At 65.4% G+C, this 15,915-nt stretch carries 14 protein-coding genes; 3 read left to right on the top strand and 11 right to left on the bottom strand.

Annotated features, from left to right (window positions below; all coding sequences use genetic code 11):
* Window positions 1-191: 191 nt before the first annotated feature.
* Together parE and FHS94_RS13335 are read right to left on the bottom strand one after the other, a co-directional pair.
* On the bottom strand, window positions 192-2,174 hold the full coding sequence (gene parE / locus FHS94_RS13340; RefSeq protein WP_184058675.1) for a DNA topoisomerase IV subunit B: 1,983 nt from the start codon (window positions 2,172-2,174) through the stop codon (window positions 192-194).
* 353 nt (window positions 2,175-2,527) lie between these two features.
* Complete coding sequence (locus tag FHS94_RS13335) at window positions 2,528-3,190, bottom strand: GcrA family cell cycle regulator (protein ID WP_184058673.1); 663 nt, start codon at window positions 3,188-3,190, stop codon at window positions 2,528-2,530.
* 67 nt (window positions 3,191-3,257) lie between these two features.
* Between FHS94_RS13335 and FHS94_RS13330 the strand changes: the two genes are divergently transcribed.
* Window positions 3,258-4,112, top strand: coding sequence for an ABC transporter permease (locus tag FHS94_RS13330; RefSeq protein WP_184058671.1), 855 nt, complete (start codon window positions 3,258-3,260; stop codon window positions 4,110-4,112).
* Window positions 4,112-5,392: a serine hydrolase gene (locus FHS94_RS13325; RefSeq protein WP_184058669.1), complete on the top strand. Its 1,281-nt coding sequence runs from the start codon at window positions 4,112-4,114 to the stop codon at window positions 5,390-5,392. The genes FHS94_RS13330 and FHS94_RS13325 overlap by 1 nt, the downstream gene beginning before the upstream one ends.
* A gap of 1 nt (window position 5,393) precedes the next feature.
* On the opposite strand, the gene FHS94_RS13320 is transcribed toward FHS94_RS13325, so the two are convergent.
* From FHS94_RS13320 to FHS94_RS13310, 3 genes are read right to left on the bottom strand one after another with little or no spacing between them, the layout of a single operon-like run.
* Window positions 5,394-6,185, bottom strand: a complete 792-nt coding sequence (locus tag FHS94_RS13320; RefSeq protein WP_184058667.1) for a LysR family transcriptional regulator — start codon at window positions 6,183-6,185, stop codon at window positions 5,394-5,396.
* Window positions 6,186-6,191: 6 nt separating this feature from the next.
* Complete coding sequence (gene apaG / locus FHS94_RS13315; RefSeq protein WP_184058665.1) at window positions 6,192-6,590, bottom strand: Co2+/Mg2+ efflux protein ApaG; 399 nt, start codon at window positions 6,588-6,590, stop codon at window positions 6,192-6,194.
* Window positions 6,587-7,792 carry a trans-sulfuration enzyme family protein gene (locus FHS94_RS13310; RefSeq protein ID WP_184058664.1) on the bottom strand — a complete coding sequence of 402 codons (1,206 nt, stop codon included), beginning with the start codon at window positions 7,790-7,792 and terminating at the stop codon, window positions 6,587-6,589. The genes apaG and FHS94_RS13310 overlap by 4 nt, the downstream gene beginning before the upstream one ends.
* Before the next feature lie 65 nt (window positions 7,793-7,857).
* Here FHS94_RS13310 and FHS94_RS13305 point away from each other — a divergent pair, with 65 nt between their 5' ends.
* Window positions 7,858-9,096, top strand: a complete 1,239-nt coding sequence (locus FHS94_RS13305; protein ID WP_343055288.1) for a phospholipid carrier-dependent glycosyltransferase — start codon at window positions 7,858-7,860, stop codon at window positions 9,094-9,096.
* On the opposite strand, the gene FHS94_RS13300 is transcribed toward FHS94_RS13305, so the two are convergent.
* The 6 genes from FHS94_RS13300 to uvrC form a co-directional block, all read right to left on the bottom strand.
* Window positions 9,093-10,193: a glycosyltransferase gene (locus FHS94_RS13300; RefSeq protein WP_184058940.1), complete on the bottom strand. Its 1,101-nt coding sequence runs from the start codon at window positions 10,191-10,193 to the stop codon at window positions 9,093-9,095. The two genes, FHS94_RS13305 and FHS94_RS13300, sit on opposite strands and share 4 nt — an antisense overlap.
* A gap of 27 nt (window positions 10,194-10,220) precedes the next feature.
* The gene (gene leuB, locus FHS94_RS13295; protein WP_184058938.1) at window positions 10,221-11,258 is read right to left on the bottom strand and encodes a 3-isopropylmalate dehydrogenase; all 1,038 of its coding nucleotides are present in this window, start codon (window positions 11,256-11,258) and stop codon (window positions 10,221-10,223) included.
* Window positions 11,259-11,291: 33 nt separating this feature from the next.
* Complete coding sequence (gene recO / locus FHS94_RS13290; protein ID WP_184058662.1) at window positions 11,292-12,023, bottom strand: DNA repair protein RecO; 732 nt, start codon at window positions 12,021-12,023, stop codon at window positions 11,292-11,294.
* Window positions 12,024-12,045: 22 nt separating this feature from the next.
* A complete protein-coding gene (locus FHS94_RS13285) occupies window positions 12,046-12,945 on the bottom strand; it encodes a GNAT family N-acetyltransferase (protein ID WP_343055287.1) in 900 nt (299 codons plus the stop codon).
* Window positions 12,942-13,895: a polysaccharide deacetylase family protein gene (locus FHS94_RS13280; protein WP_184058659.1), complete on the bottom strand. Its 954-nt coding sequence runs from the start codon at window positions 13,893-13,895 to the stop codon at window positions 12,942-12,944. The genes FHS94_RS13285 and FHS94_RS13280 overlap by 4 nt, the downstream gene beginning before the upstream one ends.
* An 84-nt stretch (window positions 13,896-13,979) precedes the next feature.
* Complete coding sequence (uvrC, locus tag FHS94_RS13275) at window positions 13,980-15,902, bottom strand: excinuclease ABC subunit UvrC (RefSeq protein WP_184058657.1); 1,923 nt, start codon at window positions 15,900-15,902, stop codon at window positions 13,980-13,982.
* Window positions 15,903-15,915: the final 13 nt, after the last annotated feature.

Raw genomic sequence — 15,915 nt, 5'->3', positions numbered from 1 at the left:
AATCCAGACCGCCCGGAGCGGCCTTTTATCGGCGGCGGCGCACGGGAGCAACCGGCAAGGACCAACCTGCGTCATCACAAGATAGCTGGATGCGGCTGCCAGCGGTCATTGGAGAGGGCACCGCGGCGCCAGGCTGCTGTCGTCTCCCGTGGCCCCACGGCAGCCGTTCGGGGCAACCTGTCAGTTCAGCCTCACGCGTCGATCGCCTCGTCCTCCAGCCGTGCAGCATTCTCCTGGATAAAGGCGAAGCGGTGCGCAGGGTTATTGCCCATCAGCCGGTCGACCAGATCCTTGACGCCCGCCCGCTCCTCATATTCCTGGGGCAGCGTAATCCGGATCATGCCCCGGGTCGCCGGGTCCATGGTGGTTTCGCGCAATTGCTGCGGGTTCATCTCCCCTAGTCCCTTGAAGCGCGAAACCTCGACCTTCTTGCCCTTGAAAGCCGTGCGCTCCAGCTCGGCACGATGTGCGTCGTCGCGGGCGTAGAGCGACTTCGCGCCGGCGGTCAGTCGATATAACGGTGGTTGCGCCAGATACAGGTGCCCACGACGCACCAGATCCGGCATTTCCTGGAAAAAGAACGTCATCAGCAGCGTCGCAATGTGAGCGCCGTCGACGTCGGCGTCCGTCATGATGACGATCCGCTCGTAGCGAAGAGTGTCCGGCCGGCATTCCTTGCGGGTGCCGCACCCCAGCGCCTGGATCAGATCAGCAATTTCCTGGTTTGCCACTATCTTGGCGGACGTGGCTGATGCGACGTTGAGGATCTTTCCGCGGATCGGCAGGATCGCTTGTGTCTTGCGGTCGCGCGCCTGCTTGGCCGAGCCACCGGCCGAGTCACCCTCTACGATAAACAACTCGGTGCCTGTGGGATCGTCGGCCGAACAGTCGGTCAGCTTGCCCGGAAGACGCAGCTTGCGCGCGCTGGTCGCCGTCTTGCGCTTGACCTCGCGTTCCTGCTTGCGGCGCAGGCGGTCGTCCATGCGGTCCAGCACATAGCCGAGCAACGCCTTGCCCCGGTCCATGTTGTGGCCCAGCCAATGGTCGAAATGGTCGCGCATCGCCCGCTCAACCAGACCCGCTGCTTCCGGGCTGGTCAGGCGGTCCTTTGTCTGGCTCTGGAATTGAGGCTCGCGAATGAACACGGACAGCATCAGCTCCGCGCCGACCACGACGTCGTCCGCCGTGATGTCTTTCGACTTCTTCTGCCCGACCAGCTCACCAAACTGGCGCAGGCCCCGAACCAAGGCCTGACGCAGACCCTGCTCGTGCGTCCCGCCGTCAGGCGTCGGAATGGTGTTGCAGTACCAGCTATAGCTGCCGTCCGACCACAGCGGCCAGGCCACGGCCCATTCCACCCTGCCCTGATCGCCCGGAAAGTCCTGACGTCCTGCAAAGAAATCCGCGGTGGCGCACTCACGCGAGCCGATTTGTTCGCGCAGGTGATCGGCCAGGCCGCCCGGAAACTGGAACACGGCCTCTGGCGGCACGTCGGTGTCCGCCACGAGCTCGGGGGCGCAGCGCCAGCGTATCTCCACGCCGGCAAACAGATACGCCTTCGACCGAACGAGCTTGTACAAGCGCTGGGGCTTGAAGCCGAGCTCTGGCCCGAAGATCTCCGTGTCGGGGGTGAACGATACCGACGTGCCACGCCGATTGGGTGCCGCCCCGACATTCTCCAGCGGCCCCAGCGTCTCGCCCCGGCTGAAGCGCTGGCGATATAGCTGCCGGTCGCGCGCGACCTCCACAACCGTGTCTGAGGACAAGGCGTTCACCACAGAAACGCCTACGCCGTGCAGGCCGCCGGATGTCGCATAAGCTTTGCCCGAAAACTTGCCGCCCGAATGCAGCATCGACAGGATTACCTCCAGCGCCGACTTGTCCGGGAACTTGGGGTGCGGGTCGATTGGCATGCCGCGCCCGTTGTCGGTGATGGTCAGCCGATTGCCCGGCTCCAGCAGCACCTCGATGCGCGTAGCATGGCCTGCGACGGCTTCGTCCATGGCATTGTCGAGCACCTCGGCCGCAAGGTGATGGAGCGCGCGCTCATCTGTGCCGCCGACATACATGCCCGGGCGCCGCCGAACCGGCTCCAGCCCCTCGAGAACTTCGATGGACGATGCGTCATAGTTGGAAGGGGGCGGGGCGGGATTAGCGAACAAGTCGTCGGCCATGACACCGCCTTAGCGGATGTTCGCGCTTCGTGCCACTCGGACGATTGTCGCGAACTGCTGCTTCAGCAATGCGTACGGCTCATTCTCAACGCGAGTAACGGCATCGAGTACCGGATCGGAGCCACCTTCTCGATCGGACTGGAACACGCGCAAAAACTTTGACGAGAGTGAGGTCGCGGCGTTGGCACGACTGCCAGCCGACTCCCGCCGTTTGCACGGCATGTTCCGCTGGCGATCTTTGCGCCAAGACTGGCCTCCGCTTCTAAGCGTCGGGCGACCAGTAAGGCATGACATAGAAGACAAAGGCCCGCTGATCACGAGATTAGCAGACCTTTGTCGGCGGGAGCGTCAGCTTAGCGGACTCGCGGGCCGCCGAAGGGCAGCGGCGGCGGTGGGCGCCGGTCACGCCGTGGCATCTGCGCCTGATACGCGTGCCCGCAATGCTCGACGCAATAAGGGAATCCCGGGTTCACCTTGACCCCACAGAAATGGAAGTCGGGCTCACCCGGATGGCCCAGCGGCCACTTGCAGATGCGATCGTTGAGATCGAGCAGGCTGGTCTTGCCCGCCATCTCGGCGGACGGCTTGGCCGGAACCAGCCGACGTGGCGGGGCGGGCGTGGCCGGAGGCTGCTGCTCGCCGGGCGATTGGCGAACAAAGCCGCCCGGGCCGACGGAACGAAGAATTTGCTGCGGCTCCGCAGGGCGGGCCGCGGGCTCAGCCGCGGCGGGTGCCGGCGAGGACTCACTCTCGGCCTCCTCGAGCTCGTCGATTTCTTCGGGCTCGGGCGCCAGCTCCACCACGGGTGACACCACGACAGGTTCCACGACCTCGACCTTCGCTTCAGGCTCGTTCGGGCGGACCGGCGACGGGCGCGACTGCAGCCCCAGACGATGGGCCTTGCCGATCACCGCATTGCGGCTGACGCCACCAAGGGCTTCCGCGATCTGGCTGGCGGTCTGGCCCGCTTCCCACATCGTCTTGAGCGTTTCGATTCGCTCGTCGTTCCAGGACATTCCCGCGTTCCTCAATCAAATCGCGGCCGGTTGCGGGCGGCGCCAGCAGCCGTTACCCGCTTTGGCTATGAGCAGCCAGCCCCCCATCGGCCAATATGGTTCGGCAATAAGAGCCGCCCCCGGCGTTCCAGTTATCCGGAATGTGAACTGGGGCGGCCTGAGAACTCTCTATATCAAGGAGGTGCGTCGTTTCTTCAAGGTCCACCTCCAGACGATCTGGGCGCCTGCTATCACAACTCTGCTGTTCCTGATCGTCTTCACGGTCGCGACGGGGGCCAAGCGGCCGGTCGAGGTTGGTGGCGCGGTTCTTCCCTTTGCCGATTTCATCGCTCCCGGCCTGATCATCAGCCAGGGCATGATGGGGCCGGCATTCGCCAACGCCAGCTTCTCGCTCCTGGTAGGCAAGATCCAGGGCACCATCGTTGATTATCTACAGCCCCCATTGTCGACGGGCGAGCTGCTGGCCGCTCTCGTCGGTGGTGCCATGACACGGGCCTTTATCGTTGGCGCAATCTGCTGGCTGGCGATGGCGCTGTACCCCGGCGTCCACGTGTTCCCGCGCCACCCCGGCGCGATCCTGTGGTTCGGCTTTCTGGGTGCCATGTTCCTGTCACTGCTGGGGGTGCTGACCTCGATCTGGGCGGAGAAGTTCGATCATGCGGCCGCGGTGACCAACTTCGTCATCGCGCCGTTGTCGCTGCTGTCGGGCACCTTCTACTCGGTCGACCGGCTCGCGCCCGCGTTCCGGGCCTTCAGCCACGCCAACCCCTTTTTCTATATCATCTCGGGCTTTCGCTACGGATTTGTGGGCACCGCCGACTCGCCCGTATTGGTGGGCAGCCTCGTAATTTTCGCCATCGATGTCGCCCTGGCGGCGCTCTGCTATGCGCTGTTACGCCGGGGCTGGAAGCTGAAGAGCTGATGCGGGCGCTGGCTTTCACGCTGGCGCTCTTGTCCGGAATGGCGGAAGCGCAGGCGCCCGCTCCGCCGGCAGCCGCGGTGCAGGTCGACGCCGCCGTTCCCGCGCGCGCCAATGCGCTGCTCGGCCTCCTCAAAAGCGCGGGCAGCTATGACGAGCTGTTTGCGCCCAGCTTCCGCGCCGCGATCAGCGCGGAACAGTTTGCAGCCATCACGGCGGCCCTTACCGCGTCGCTCGGAAAGCCGGTGCGGATCGACACGATGGCCGTTCCGGTTCGCTGGCACGCCCAGCTGGCGGTCGAATTCGAACGAGGCAGCGCCACGATGGAGATGGTGCTGGACCCGGCACCACCGCACCAGATCACCGGCCTGCGCATCGTCGATCAGGTTACGCACGACGACACGCTGGCGCGGGTCGAGGCCGACTTGCGCGCCCTGCCCGGTACGGCTGCTATTGGTGTCTATGCGCTCCAAAAGGGCAGCCCAACGCCTCTACTCGAAGTGGCAGGCGACAGGCCGCAGCCGCTCGGCTCGGCGTTCAAGCTGTGGGTGCTCGCGGAAGCTGCTCGTCAGGCCGGAAGCCAGCCTGATCGTTGGCGTCAGGTCGTAACGATCGGGCCACGATCCCTGCCGTCCGGGATGCTGCAAGCCTGGCCACCGGCTTCGCCCGTCACCATCCAGACGCTCGCCACGCTGATGATCTCAATCAGCGACAACACCGCGACCGACACGCTGATGGGGCAACTCGGGCGGACCGCCATCGATCGCGCGGCGGCCGCCACCGGACTGTCGACCCCGGTGCTCACCACCCGCGAGGCGTTCGTGCTGAAGGGAGACGTGGCGCTGCGAGCGCGCTGGATCGCGCTTGATCCGGCCGGTCGGACAGCCCTGCTGGCCCGAGACGCACCGCGATTTGCCGTAACCCCGCTCGGCACGGGCGTGTTCGCCAATGGCCCTGTCGCGACGGATACGGTTGAATGGTTCGCCAGCCCGCGTTCGACTGCTTCATTGCTCGATCGGATCAGGGTGGCTGGCGGCAACACCGCGCGGGCCATCATGTCGATCAACCCCGGCGTTGATCCCGCAACCGCGGCGCGCTTCGCCTATCTCGGCTTCAAGGGCGGGTCCGAGCCGGGCGTGCTCAGCCTCAACTTCCTGGTCCAGACCAAATCCGGCCACTGGTTCGCCGTCGCGATCGGTTGGCACCGCCCTGATGGCTTCACATCAGAGGCTCAGCTGATCCCAATCGCCACGCGAACGCTACAACTGCTCGAAACGCGTTAGCTCAAGCCGTAAGGGCGTCTACCAGCGCGCGGACTTTCTTCTGTCGCCACTGCGGAAGCGGCGCGACCAGCCAGTATCCCGCACGTACTGCCTTGGCTTCCCCAAGCACCACGACTCGCCCGGCTGCTATGTCCGCTGCCGCGAGCAGCTCGGGAACCGTGGCACGGCCAAGACCCGCCGCCGCCGCATCGATCGCCAGCCCGGCGTCTGCGACCCGGAACGTCGATCCACCCTCTTCCGATGGAGCGCCCGGCCAAGCGATCGCGCCGGCTCCGCCGCCGTTCGGTGACGCCACCGTGACCATGCCGGCCGACCCCAGCGCCTCACCCTCATGCTCGCCAGGACCCGCGCCCCATCGCACCGCCAGGTCGAGATTGGCTTCGGTAAAGTCGATACTCTCGTCCGCGGCCAACAAGGCGAACCGCAAATCCGGATCACGCGCCGCGATCTCGGCCAGTCGCGGCATCAGCCACTTCTCGGTCACGTCACGCGGCGCTGCAATGGTGAGCGACTTGGAGGACTGGCCCGCCTGCATCGCCCGCACCGCTTCCTCGAATTGGAGAAAGCCGTCGCGCAACGGGGCAAGGCCGGCCTCCGCTTCCGGCGTCAGTTCCAACCCACGCGTCGTGCGCCGGAAAAGAACCACGCCCAGCGTATCTTCCAGCGCGCGGATCTGCTGGCCAACAGCAGCCGGCGTCACAGCCAGCTCGTCCGCGGCCCTGGTGAACGACAGATGCCGGGCCGCCGCATCGAGCACGCGCAATCCGTTAAGCGGAAGGTGAGTGCGCTTCATTCGCGCCTACTCCGCAACCGCAGGAGCGATCAGCTGAAAGCGAGGGATCTCGACATCGAACACTACCCCGCCCTCGTCGATCATACGGTAAGTCCCCTGCATTGCACCGGTCGGCGTCGCCAGTGGACATCCCGACACGTAATCAAAGCTGCCGCCCGGCTCGACCAACGGCTGCTCGCCGACCACTCCCTCGCCCTCCACAGTGTGGCGCGCGCCCCGACCATCTGTGATGATCCAATGGCGGGTCAGCAGTTGCACCGCCGCCGGCCCTTCGTTCTCGATCCGAACATGATAGGCCCAGAACCAACGCCCGCGCCGCGGTTCGGATTGTTCGGGCAGGTAGCTGACCGACACGCGCACGGTCACGCCGCGCGTGGTCGCCGCATGAGGGAACAGCGCCTTCATAGGCCCACCCGGTCAAGCGCCCGACCGAGGTCATCGACCAGGTCGTCGACATCCTCCAGCCCGACGTTCAGCCGCAACAAACCCTCGCCAACCCCCATTTGCTCACGCGTCTCGGCGGAAACGCCTGCATGGGTGGTCGAGGCAGGGTGGGTCATCAGCGAACGCGAGTCGCCGATGTTGTTCGAGATGTCGATCAGTTCCAGCGCGTCGAGCAGCGCATGCGCCTGTTCACGCCCGGCAACCTCCAGAGAGAAGATCGGCCCGGCCATGTCCATCTGGGACATGGCCAGGGCGTGCTGGGGGTGACTCGCAAGCCCTGGATAGTTCACCCGCGGAACACGCCTTTCCAGGAAGGCCGCCACCTTCAGCGCATTTTCGGACTGCCGACGAATACGCAGGTCCAGCGTTTCAAGCCCCTTCAGGACGACCCAGGCGTTGAACGGGGCCAGCGTTGGCCCTGTGTTGCGAATGAAGGGCAGCAGCTCGCCATTGATGAACTCCGCCGTACCGCATACCGCGCCAGCAAGCACCCGCCCCTGCCCATCCATCATCTTGGTCGCGGAATAGGCGGTGATGTCAGCGCCCCATTCCAGCGGACGCTGCAACGCCGGTGTCGCAAAAGCATTGTCCACCACCGTTCTGATCCCACGATCGCGGGCGATGCCGCAAACCGCTTTGAGATCAACAATGTCCATCGTCGGATTCGCAGGGGTTTCGAAGAAGAACAGCTTGGTATTCGCCTGCGCAGCGTCAGCCCATTGCTGCGGATCCCGACCGTCGACGATCGTTGAGCCGATACCAAATTTTGGCAACAGCGTGTCGGTCAGCCATCGGCACGACCCGAACGCGGCGCGACCTGCGACGACGTGGTCGCCCGCCTGCAACTGGCACAGCAGCGCCGCCGTCATCGCTGCCATTCCGGTAGCCGTGGTGCGGCACGCCTCAGATCCTTCGAGCAGGGCGATCCGCTCTTCCAGCATCTCGGTCGTGGGATTCTGCAGCCGGGAATAGGTCATCCCGACCTGCTCGCCGGCGAACCGGGCGGCGGCGTCGCCTGCCCGATCATAGCTATAGCCGGACGTCAGAAACAACGCTTCGGAGGTTTCACCCCATTCCGACCGCGCGGTCCCGCCGCGTATCGCGCGCGTGGCGGGCCGCCAGCCGCTGGTGATGGTCCGGTCCTGCCCCGTATTGCGCTTCATGGTTCCGCTTTGCCCGTGCCCGTGCCCGCTTGCAAGAAAGCGGATCAGCGGGAACAACGCGGCGCGTGCCGATCAAGTTCGACCGCCCCCTTCCTGTCGCGATCCTGTTGGGGATCATCACCCAGGCGCTGTTCTGCTGGCGCCTTGCCGTGCCGCACATGTTGGTATTCGACGAGGTACATTATGTCCCCGCGGCACGGACGCTGCTGACGCTCGCGCATCCCGCAAATGCGGAGCATCCGCTGCTGGGCAAGGAACTGATCGCGCTCGGCGTCTGGATGTTCGGCGACACCCCGGTTGGTTGGCGCGCGATGTCGACGCTGGCCGGCACTGCCACGGTGCTTGGATGCTACGCGGCCTTGTGGCTGCTTTATCGCCGGGTCTGGACTGCCACACTTGGCGCCGTGCTGGTGTTGCTCAATTTCACCGTGTTCATCCAGTCACGGATCGCCATGCTGGACGGGTTCATGGCCGCCTTTGTCGTGCTGGCCCTCGCCTGCCTGCTTTGGTCTGCCAAAGCCAACGGTGCCGAGGCGGTCTGGGCGCGCTGGATCGGCGGGGCCATGTTCCTGGGGCTCGCGGTCGCGTGCAAATGGGCAGCGGCACCGTATGTCCTCTTTGCCGCCCTCGCGTTCTTGTTGCTAAAAAGGGGAAACCCCCATCGCTGGCCCGGTCTGTCCTGGTGGGCGGGGCCGATCATGTTGGGGGTCGTCAGCGTCGCGACCTATCTCGCGACCTTCATGCCCGCCTTCTTCTACGCGACTGAGCCGATCAGCGTTTCCACGCTGCTGCCCTACCAGCTCGCCATGTTTAAGCTACAAGAACAGGTACTTCCGCCACATACCTATCAGTCGAGCTGGGAAGGTTGGGTGCTAATGATCCGGCCGATCTGGTACCTATACGAGCCGGTCGATGGCGCCCAGCGCGGCATCCTTTTCGTTGGCAACCCGGTGATCATGTGGGGCGGGCTCGTCGCGGTCGCCGCGAGTCTTTGGGCCTGGGCACGGGAACGGGACGTGCGTACAGGTGCCCTGGCCGGGCTTTGGGTGGCTTCTTACCTGGTCTGGGCTTTGGTTCCTAAGTCGCCGAGCTTCTTCTATTATTACTACCTGCCAAGTATCTGGCTGCCCCTCGTGCTGGCCGGAGCCATCCACCATTGGCACAAGCGGGGATGGCACCTGGATGAAGCGTTGCTGGGTGCCGCCGCGGTCTTGTTCATCAACTTCTACCCCGTTCTCGCGGCAACGGCGTTGGACGACCCGGGCAGCTTCCATCGCTGGACCTGGTTTGCGAGCTGGATCTAATATCGACCCCAGACGAAGCGGCTCGATAGTGCATAGTTCCACACGGCACTGACCGCGATTCCGGCGAGCGCGGGCACTACCCACGCCCCCTGGCGCGCGTCATGAAGGAAGTCGGCGACTCCCACATTGGCAATAGCTCCGACTGAGCAGGCCAGGCAGAACGATACCCAGCCTCGCAGCAGCGCGCCCAGCCCGCGCAACCGCCGCTCGCGATAAGTCAGCGCGTTGTTCAGCAGGAAGTTGAACGTCATAGCGACAGCCGTTGCCACAATCTGTGCAGTCCTGAAACTTGCGTCGAGGGCGAAGTGCACTAGTCCCAGCGTCGCCATGTGCGGCACGACGCCAATCAGCCCGATCAGGCAGAACATGGCAAAGCGCACCGGCACCACCCGCCCGACCAGCCGATCGTAAAGCGCGATCAGGAACTCCATCGCGACCACGTGATCGAGCTTGCTCTCTCCGGCCACTCGCGTCCTGAACATATAAGGAAGCTCGAGAAAGCGAAGCGGGCGCGGGCTTGCCGTCATGAGGTCGAGCAGGATCTTGAATCCAATGCCCGACAGGTCCGGGGCGAGGCTGCGGACAATATGAGTCCGAACCGCAAAGTAGCCGCTCATCGGATCGGCCAGGCCGGCCTTCAGGATCCGACGGGACAATCGAGTCGCAAGAGCCGACTTGGCGACCCGGTCCCGGTCCCAATCACCCGTCCCGCCACCCGTCACGAAGCGCGATCCCACCACAAGGTCGAGCGCAGGGTCGGCCGTGAGCGCATCCAGCATCGCGGGCAGCAGCGTTTCATCGTGCTGCCCATCACCATCGATCACTGCGACGATCGGGGCGGCCGTCGCGCACATCCCCTCGATACAGGCCGACGACAGCCCGCGCCTGCCGATGCGCTGGATGACCCGTATGCGGGGGTCCTGCCGCGCCAGTTGGCGCACCATGTCAGCCGTACCGTCGGCGCTATCGTCATCGACGACCATTGCTTCCCAACCGCGCCCGTCGAGTACCGTTGCGAGCCGGTCGAGCAGCGTCACGATGTTTGCACGCTCGTTGAAGGTCGGGATCACCACCGCGATCTGGAGCGGCAACGTCATCACGCGGTCGTTCCTACGGCTGCCGGCTCACAGCCGGGCGAGCACCGCGTCCCCCATTGCGCGGGTCGACGCTTCGCCGCCCAGGTCAGCGGTTCGCATTCCGTTAGCCACCGCCGCGATCACCGCCACCTCGATACGATCGGCAGCCTCGGGCTGGCGCAAGGAGTGGCGCAGCAGCATCGCTGCCGACAGGATAGCCGCACAAGGATTGGCGCGGCCCTGCCCAGCGATGTCGGGCGCCGACCCGTGGATCGGCTCGTAAAGACCCTTGCCATCCGCGCTCAGTGTAGCCGAGGGCAGCATTCCGATCGACCCCGCGCACATCGAGGCCTGGTCCGACAGGATATCCCCGAACAGGTTGCCGGTGACGATGACGTCGAACTGTCCAGGGCTGCGCACCATCTGCATCGCGGCATTGTCGACGTACATGTGGCTGAGCGTCACGTCAGGATAGTCAGCGGCGGCCTCAATCACCACGTCGCGCCAAAGTTGTGACGTCTCGAGCACATTGGCCTTGTCGACGGAGCACAACCGTCCACGCCGCCCCCGGGCCGCCTCAAACCCGACCCGGGCGATGCGCGCGACCTCTACCTCGTCATAGGCCATCAGGTCATAACCTTGGCGTAGGCCGGCGGGGGTAACGCGGGTGCCTTTCTCCCCGAAATACACGTCGCCATTCGTCTCGCGCACGATCAGCAGGTCGATTGCGCCCGCAACCTCCGGCCGGAGAGCCGACAAGTCCTCCAGGCCCGGAAACACCCGCGCGGGGCGGAGGTTGGCGAACAGCTTCAGCTCGCGCCGCAGTCCCAGGATCGCCTGCTCCGGCCGCAGGCCGCGGTCCAGTCGGTCGAACTCGGGATCGCCCACGGCACCGAACAGCACCGCATCCGCACGCCGCGCAAGGGACAGGGTTTCAGGCGGCAGCGGGTGCCCGGCCGCGCGATACGCTGCCCCGCCGACCGGGGCCTGCTCGAAATGCAAGTCGAGGTCGAGCGCCTCGAGCACGCGTTGCGCCTCCCCCGTCACCTCGGGGCCGATGCCGTCACCCGGCAGGATCGCGATCAAAGCCACGATGCCCTCCTGCCGGGCGGCAGAGGCTCACGCAACCGCCCTTTTCAATCGCTCCACCAGCCGCTCGCGTGCCGCCGCTACGTCCACCCGCCGATCGACCAGCAGGTCACGCGTCAGGAAATGCCCGGTCAGGCGGAGTCCGTCGAACACGTCGGGCCAGTCGGCTGGCCCGCCCACCGCCAGGAACGGCGGCAGGCGAAGCAGGCGCTCCTCATAACCGGCGGCACCTACTCGCGACACCGCACCTCCGCTGCGCGGGCTGACGAAGTGGAGCTGCTCGCCCGCTCCCGTCGCCACACACCGCGACAAGTCGAGCCCGAAGCCGAGCTCGGCCAGCAGGAGCAGTTCATAGCGGACCAGCGCCGGCGCCCAGCCGCGCGCGCTCGGCGCCGCCGCTACTGCGGCAACAACGCCGTCCAATGCGTCGAATAAATGCGGATAAGGCTGCGCCTCGGGCAGCGTAGCGGCGGTGAGTGCGGTCACCCACTCCAGTGCCGCTGCGGCCAGCGGTTCGACGTGAAGCGCCGCGCGGCTCTCGACCAACTCCACCGTCAGCGCCGCCAGCTGTTCGCCCGTTCGTGCTCGCCATTCGCCCATCATCTCGTTCGCTGGCTGCAGCACCGGGCGCAGCCGGCGAGAGCGCCCGCCCCGAACATAGCCGGGCTGCACGCCGTGATTGCGCGTCAGGGCACGCACCACCGCACCATGCTCGCCATGGGCTCGTACGGACAGGATCAGGGCAGGCGCGACGATGTGCACGCACCCATGTAGGCACCCTTCGCTAGCGGCGCACCTGTCGCGAAAGGCGGGCGAGAGTCGGATGCGCCGCGGCGCGCTTCGCTACGGCCACCGCGCTGTCGAAGCCGCCGAGCGCACGGAGCGCGACCCGATTGACGAGCGTTGCACGCAGCAACAACACGTCCATGCACGCCACCCCGCCGGTCGCCAGGCTCCGCTTGTGCTGCCCCTCGCCTTCGGTGAAGTCGAACCAGCGGAAACGTCCTTCCTTCATCAGGTCGCGCAGCGCTTCCGCCTGCAGCACGACTCCGGGCGACAGCGACGCGATGGCAGGATCGTGACCGACGTAATCATAGCGGATCGTGTCACCGTCCGCCGTGCAGCAGAGATAGGCGACGGGGCGCTCCTCCAGGAACAACAGCCACGCCCGCACCCGATCTGCCGCAGCGAGGCGAAGCAGTTCACCGGCATCGCTCGGCAGTCCGGCATCCAGCAACCGCTCCTGATAGGTCAGCGCCGATACGGCGCGTGCGAGCGGGTGAAAGGTCGCGATCTCGTCGGCGGAGACGTAGCGGCGCACGTCGAGCGTTCCACCTGAAGCCGCCACCAGCTTCTTGGCCTTGCGCTTCAACCCCGACCTGGTCGCGCCAGAAAGCGCGGCCTCCCAGCCCGCCATACCTGTCGACAGGTCTACATAGTAGCGCATGTAGCGCTGCCGCACATGCCGCAACAGCCCGGCAGTTCCGACGCGTTCCAGCTGGCTCTCGGGCATCGACGTCACCAAGAAGCCGTCACTGCTTGGGGTCGGTTGGCCGATCGCCGTTACGTGTCCGGCAAGTACTGTTTGCAAGGAGTACGACACACGCACCAGCCGCCGGGGGATCGACGCGAGCGTACGCGCGCCGACCTGAAAGCGCAGCGGCAGGACGGCCACGTCATTCACGCCGCGCGCTCCTCGACCCAATTCGACCAGAGCTGCTCCGCTTGCCTCCAGCGTGTCCGCAGCAAGTCGGGGGCGAGCGGCCGATCGTCCTGCCCCAATGCCAGCGCAGGCCTGTCGGCGAAGTGCGTCGTGGGCAACAGGTCGCGCCGTTCCGCCAGCATCGTGCACAGCGCTTCAAAGCGGCGCACATGTACTGCGTTGGGCCGGTTGCGTCTCCGGTTCGCCAGTTCAAAGCTATGGCTGACGATCGTCACGGCGGCATGTTTTTCGACCACTGCATGGTCCAGCGCTCCGCGTGCTTCTGCTACCGAGAGGGCACAAACCTGAAAGGGCCGCAGATGTCCCGGCCGATCCTCGATCAAGGTCACGGGAACTTCGACCACGCCGCGGCGGATCGGCGCGATTTGCCGGGCGGATAACGTGATTCCGACGTCGTCGAGCGGCTCGGCGCCGTTATGGCTGCTGTCATAAATGAAGCCGAGCGCCTCGAGTGCAGCAAGCGTCGCATCGTCGGCAGCATAGCCCCCCGCCCGAAAGGCGATCGGACGCGGTGCACCGGCTGCAATCAGCAATTCGGTTGCCGCAATCAGAAGGTCCTGCTGTTTGGCCGCATCATATTGGTTCAGGTAGAATCGCGCATGCGCCATGCCGCGGTCCCCGGACTTGGCTCCGGCCCAATTAGGGTGGCAGTGCAGTTGCACCTCCTGTCCCGCCGCCAGGATCGCGTCGACCATCCGCTGGACCGGCGACAGGCCATACGGCACCGCCGGCATCGGATCGACGAAGAAGCACGCCTTCAGATCATGCGCCGCGAGCCGGTCGAGGTGGAAGGACAGGCCGACCCCCGCCGACTCGATCGATCGACTATAAATCGCAGCGAGGGGCAACCCCACGCGGTGATCGCCCCAGGCGAACTCTGTGTCGACGGTCAGGAAAACGGGCGTTGGCATCGGGCCGACTTATCGCCCGCAGGTGAAGAAACATTGACCCTGGCCCAGAAGCGCGCGCCGCCCGCCGCCCGGCTATGCCACCGCTCACCGTGCGTGGTAGAAGTCGTAAACCTGCTGGGCGACCCCGGCCGATACGCCCGGCGCCCTTTTCAGGTCCTCCAGGCTCGCGTTTCGCACTGCGCGCCCGGTGCCGAAGTGCATCAAAAGTGCTTTCTTCCGCGCCGGACCGATACCGGGCACCTCGTCCAACGGTGACGCCCCGATCGCCTTCGCCCGCTTCTCCCGATGCGCGCCGATTGCGAAGCGGTGCACCTCATCGCGAAGTCGCTGCAGGTAAAACAGCACGGGCGAGTTCACCGGCAGCGTCAGTTCGCGCCCGTCCATCAGGTGGAACACCTCACGCCCCTCCCGGCCATGATGAGGTCCCTTGGCAACGCCGACCAGCGGCACGTCCTCGATGCCCAGATCCTCAAGCACCGCCTTGGCGGCATTGAGCTGCCCCCGTCCTCCGTCGAGCAGCACCAGGTCCGGCCAGGTATCTCCGTCACGATCCGGGTCTTCCGCCTGTGCGCGGGAAAAACGGCGCTGCAGCACCTCGCGCATCATCGCTAAATCGTCGCCGGGCACCGTATCCTTGTTGCGGAAGTTGAACTTGCGATACTGGCCCTTGCGGAAACCTTCCGGTCCCGCGACCACCATCGCGCCCAGCGCATTGGTGCCCTGTATGTGGCTGTTGTCATAGACCTCGATGCGGTTGGGGGGTTCGGCCAGCTCGAACAGGTCGGCAACCTCGCGCAGCAGCCTTGCCTGGGTAGTCGACTCCGCCAGCCGACGCTCCAGCGCTTCCACCGCGTTGCGCTTCGCCTGATCCATCAGCCGCCGGCGATCACCCCGCTGCGGGACCGACAGCGCAACCTTGTACCCGGCCCGCTCACCCAAGGCATCTGCCAGCAGCTCGCTATCCTCGAACCCGCGATCGACCAGGATCGTGCGCGGGGGCGGCACCTCCTCATAGAATTGCGACAGGAAACTCAGCAGCACCTCGTCCTCGGGCACGTCAGCGACATGCGATGGGAAGAAGCTACGGTGACCCCAGTTCTGCCCGCCGCGGATGAAGAAGGCCTGGATGCCAATCACACCCTCCAGGCACGCTAGGGCAAACACGTCGGCGTCTCCGACGCCCTCTGCGTTGATCGCCTGCGTCCCCTGGATGAACGTCAGCGCCTTCAGCCGGTCGCGCAGCACGGCCGCGAGTTCGAAGTCCATGCCTTCAGCCGCGGCCTGCATCTGAGCCGCCAGCTTCGCCTGCACATCGGTCGCCTTGCCCGCCAGGAAGCGCTTGGCGTCATCGACCATCTCGGCATAGCTGTCCTTGTCGATCCGGCCGACACACGGGGCCGAACAGCGCTTTATCTGGTACAGCAGGCACGGCCGGTCGCGAGTCTTGAAGAAGCCGTCGGTACAGCTCCGGAGCAAGAACAGCTTCTGCAACGCGTTCAGGGTGTTGTTGACCGACCCGGCGCTCGCGAACGGTCCATAATAGTTGCCGACCGCCCGTCGCGCGCCCCGGTGCTTCTGCACCCTCGGAAAATCGGTATCCGCGCGCAGGAGAATGAACGGGAAGCTCTTATCGTCGCGTAGCAACACATTGTACGCCGGGCGGAAGCTCTTGATCAGCTGCGCTTCGAGCAGCAGCGCCTCGGCCTCGTTGTTGGTCGTGACGATCGTCATGGACCGGGTCTGCGACACCATGCGCCGCAGCCGTTGCGTCAGCTGCTTGACCTGCGTGTAGTTCGCCACGCGCTGCTTAAGCGAACGCGCCTTGCCTACGTACAGCACGTCGCCTTTCGCGTCCTGCATCCGATAAACGCCAGATCGATTCGGTAGCGTTTGCAGAACGTTGCGGATCGCCGCTACGCCGGCGTCCAGGTCCGGCGTGTCGCTCCCCCGGACGGTAAAGGCGGCTTTTTCCTCGTTGAAACGGTCGGGTGGGCCATAGCTTGCCATCACCCGGCATGTA

It is taken from the genome of Sphingomonas aerophila, from assembly GCF_014199305.1.
In the GTDB taxonomy this organism is placed as follows: domain Bacteria; phylum Pseudomonadota; class Alphaproteobacteria; order Sphingomonadales; family Sphingomonadaceae; genus Sphingomonas; species Sphingomonas aerophila.
The sequence above is the reverse complement of the archived record's forward strand: the minus strand, read 5'-3'. Positions and strand labels throughout refer to the sequence as shown.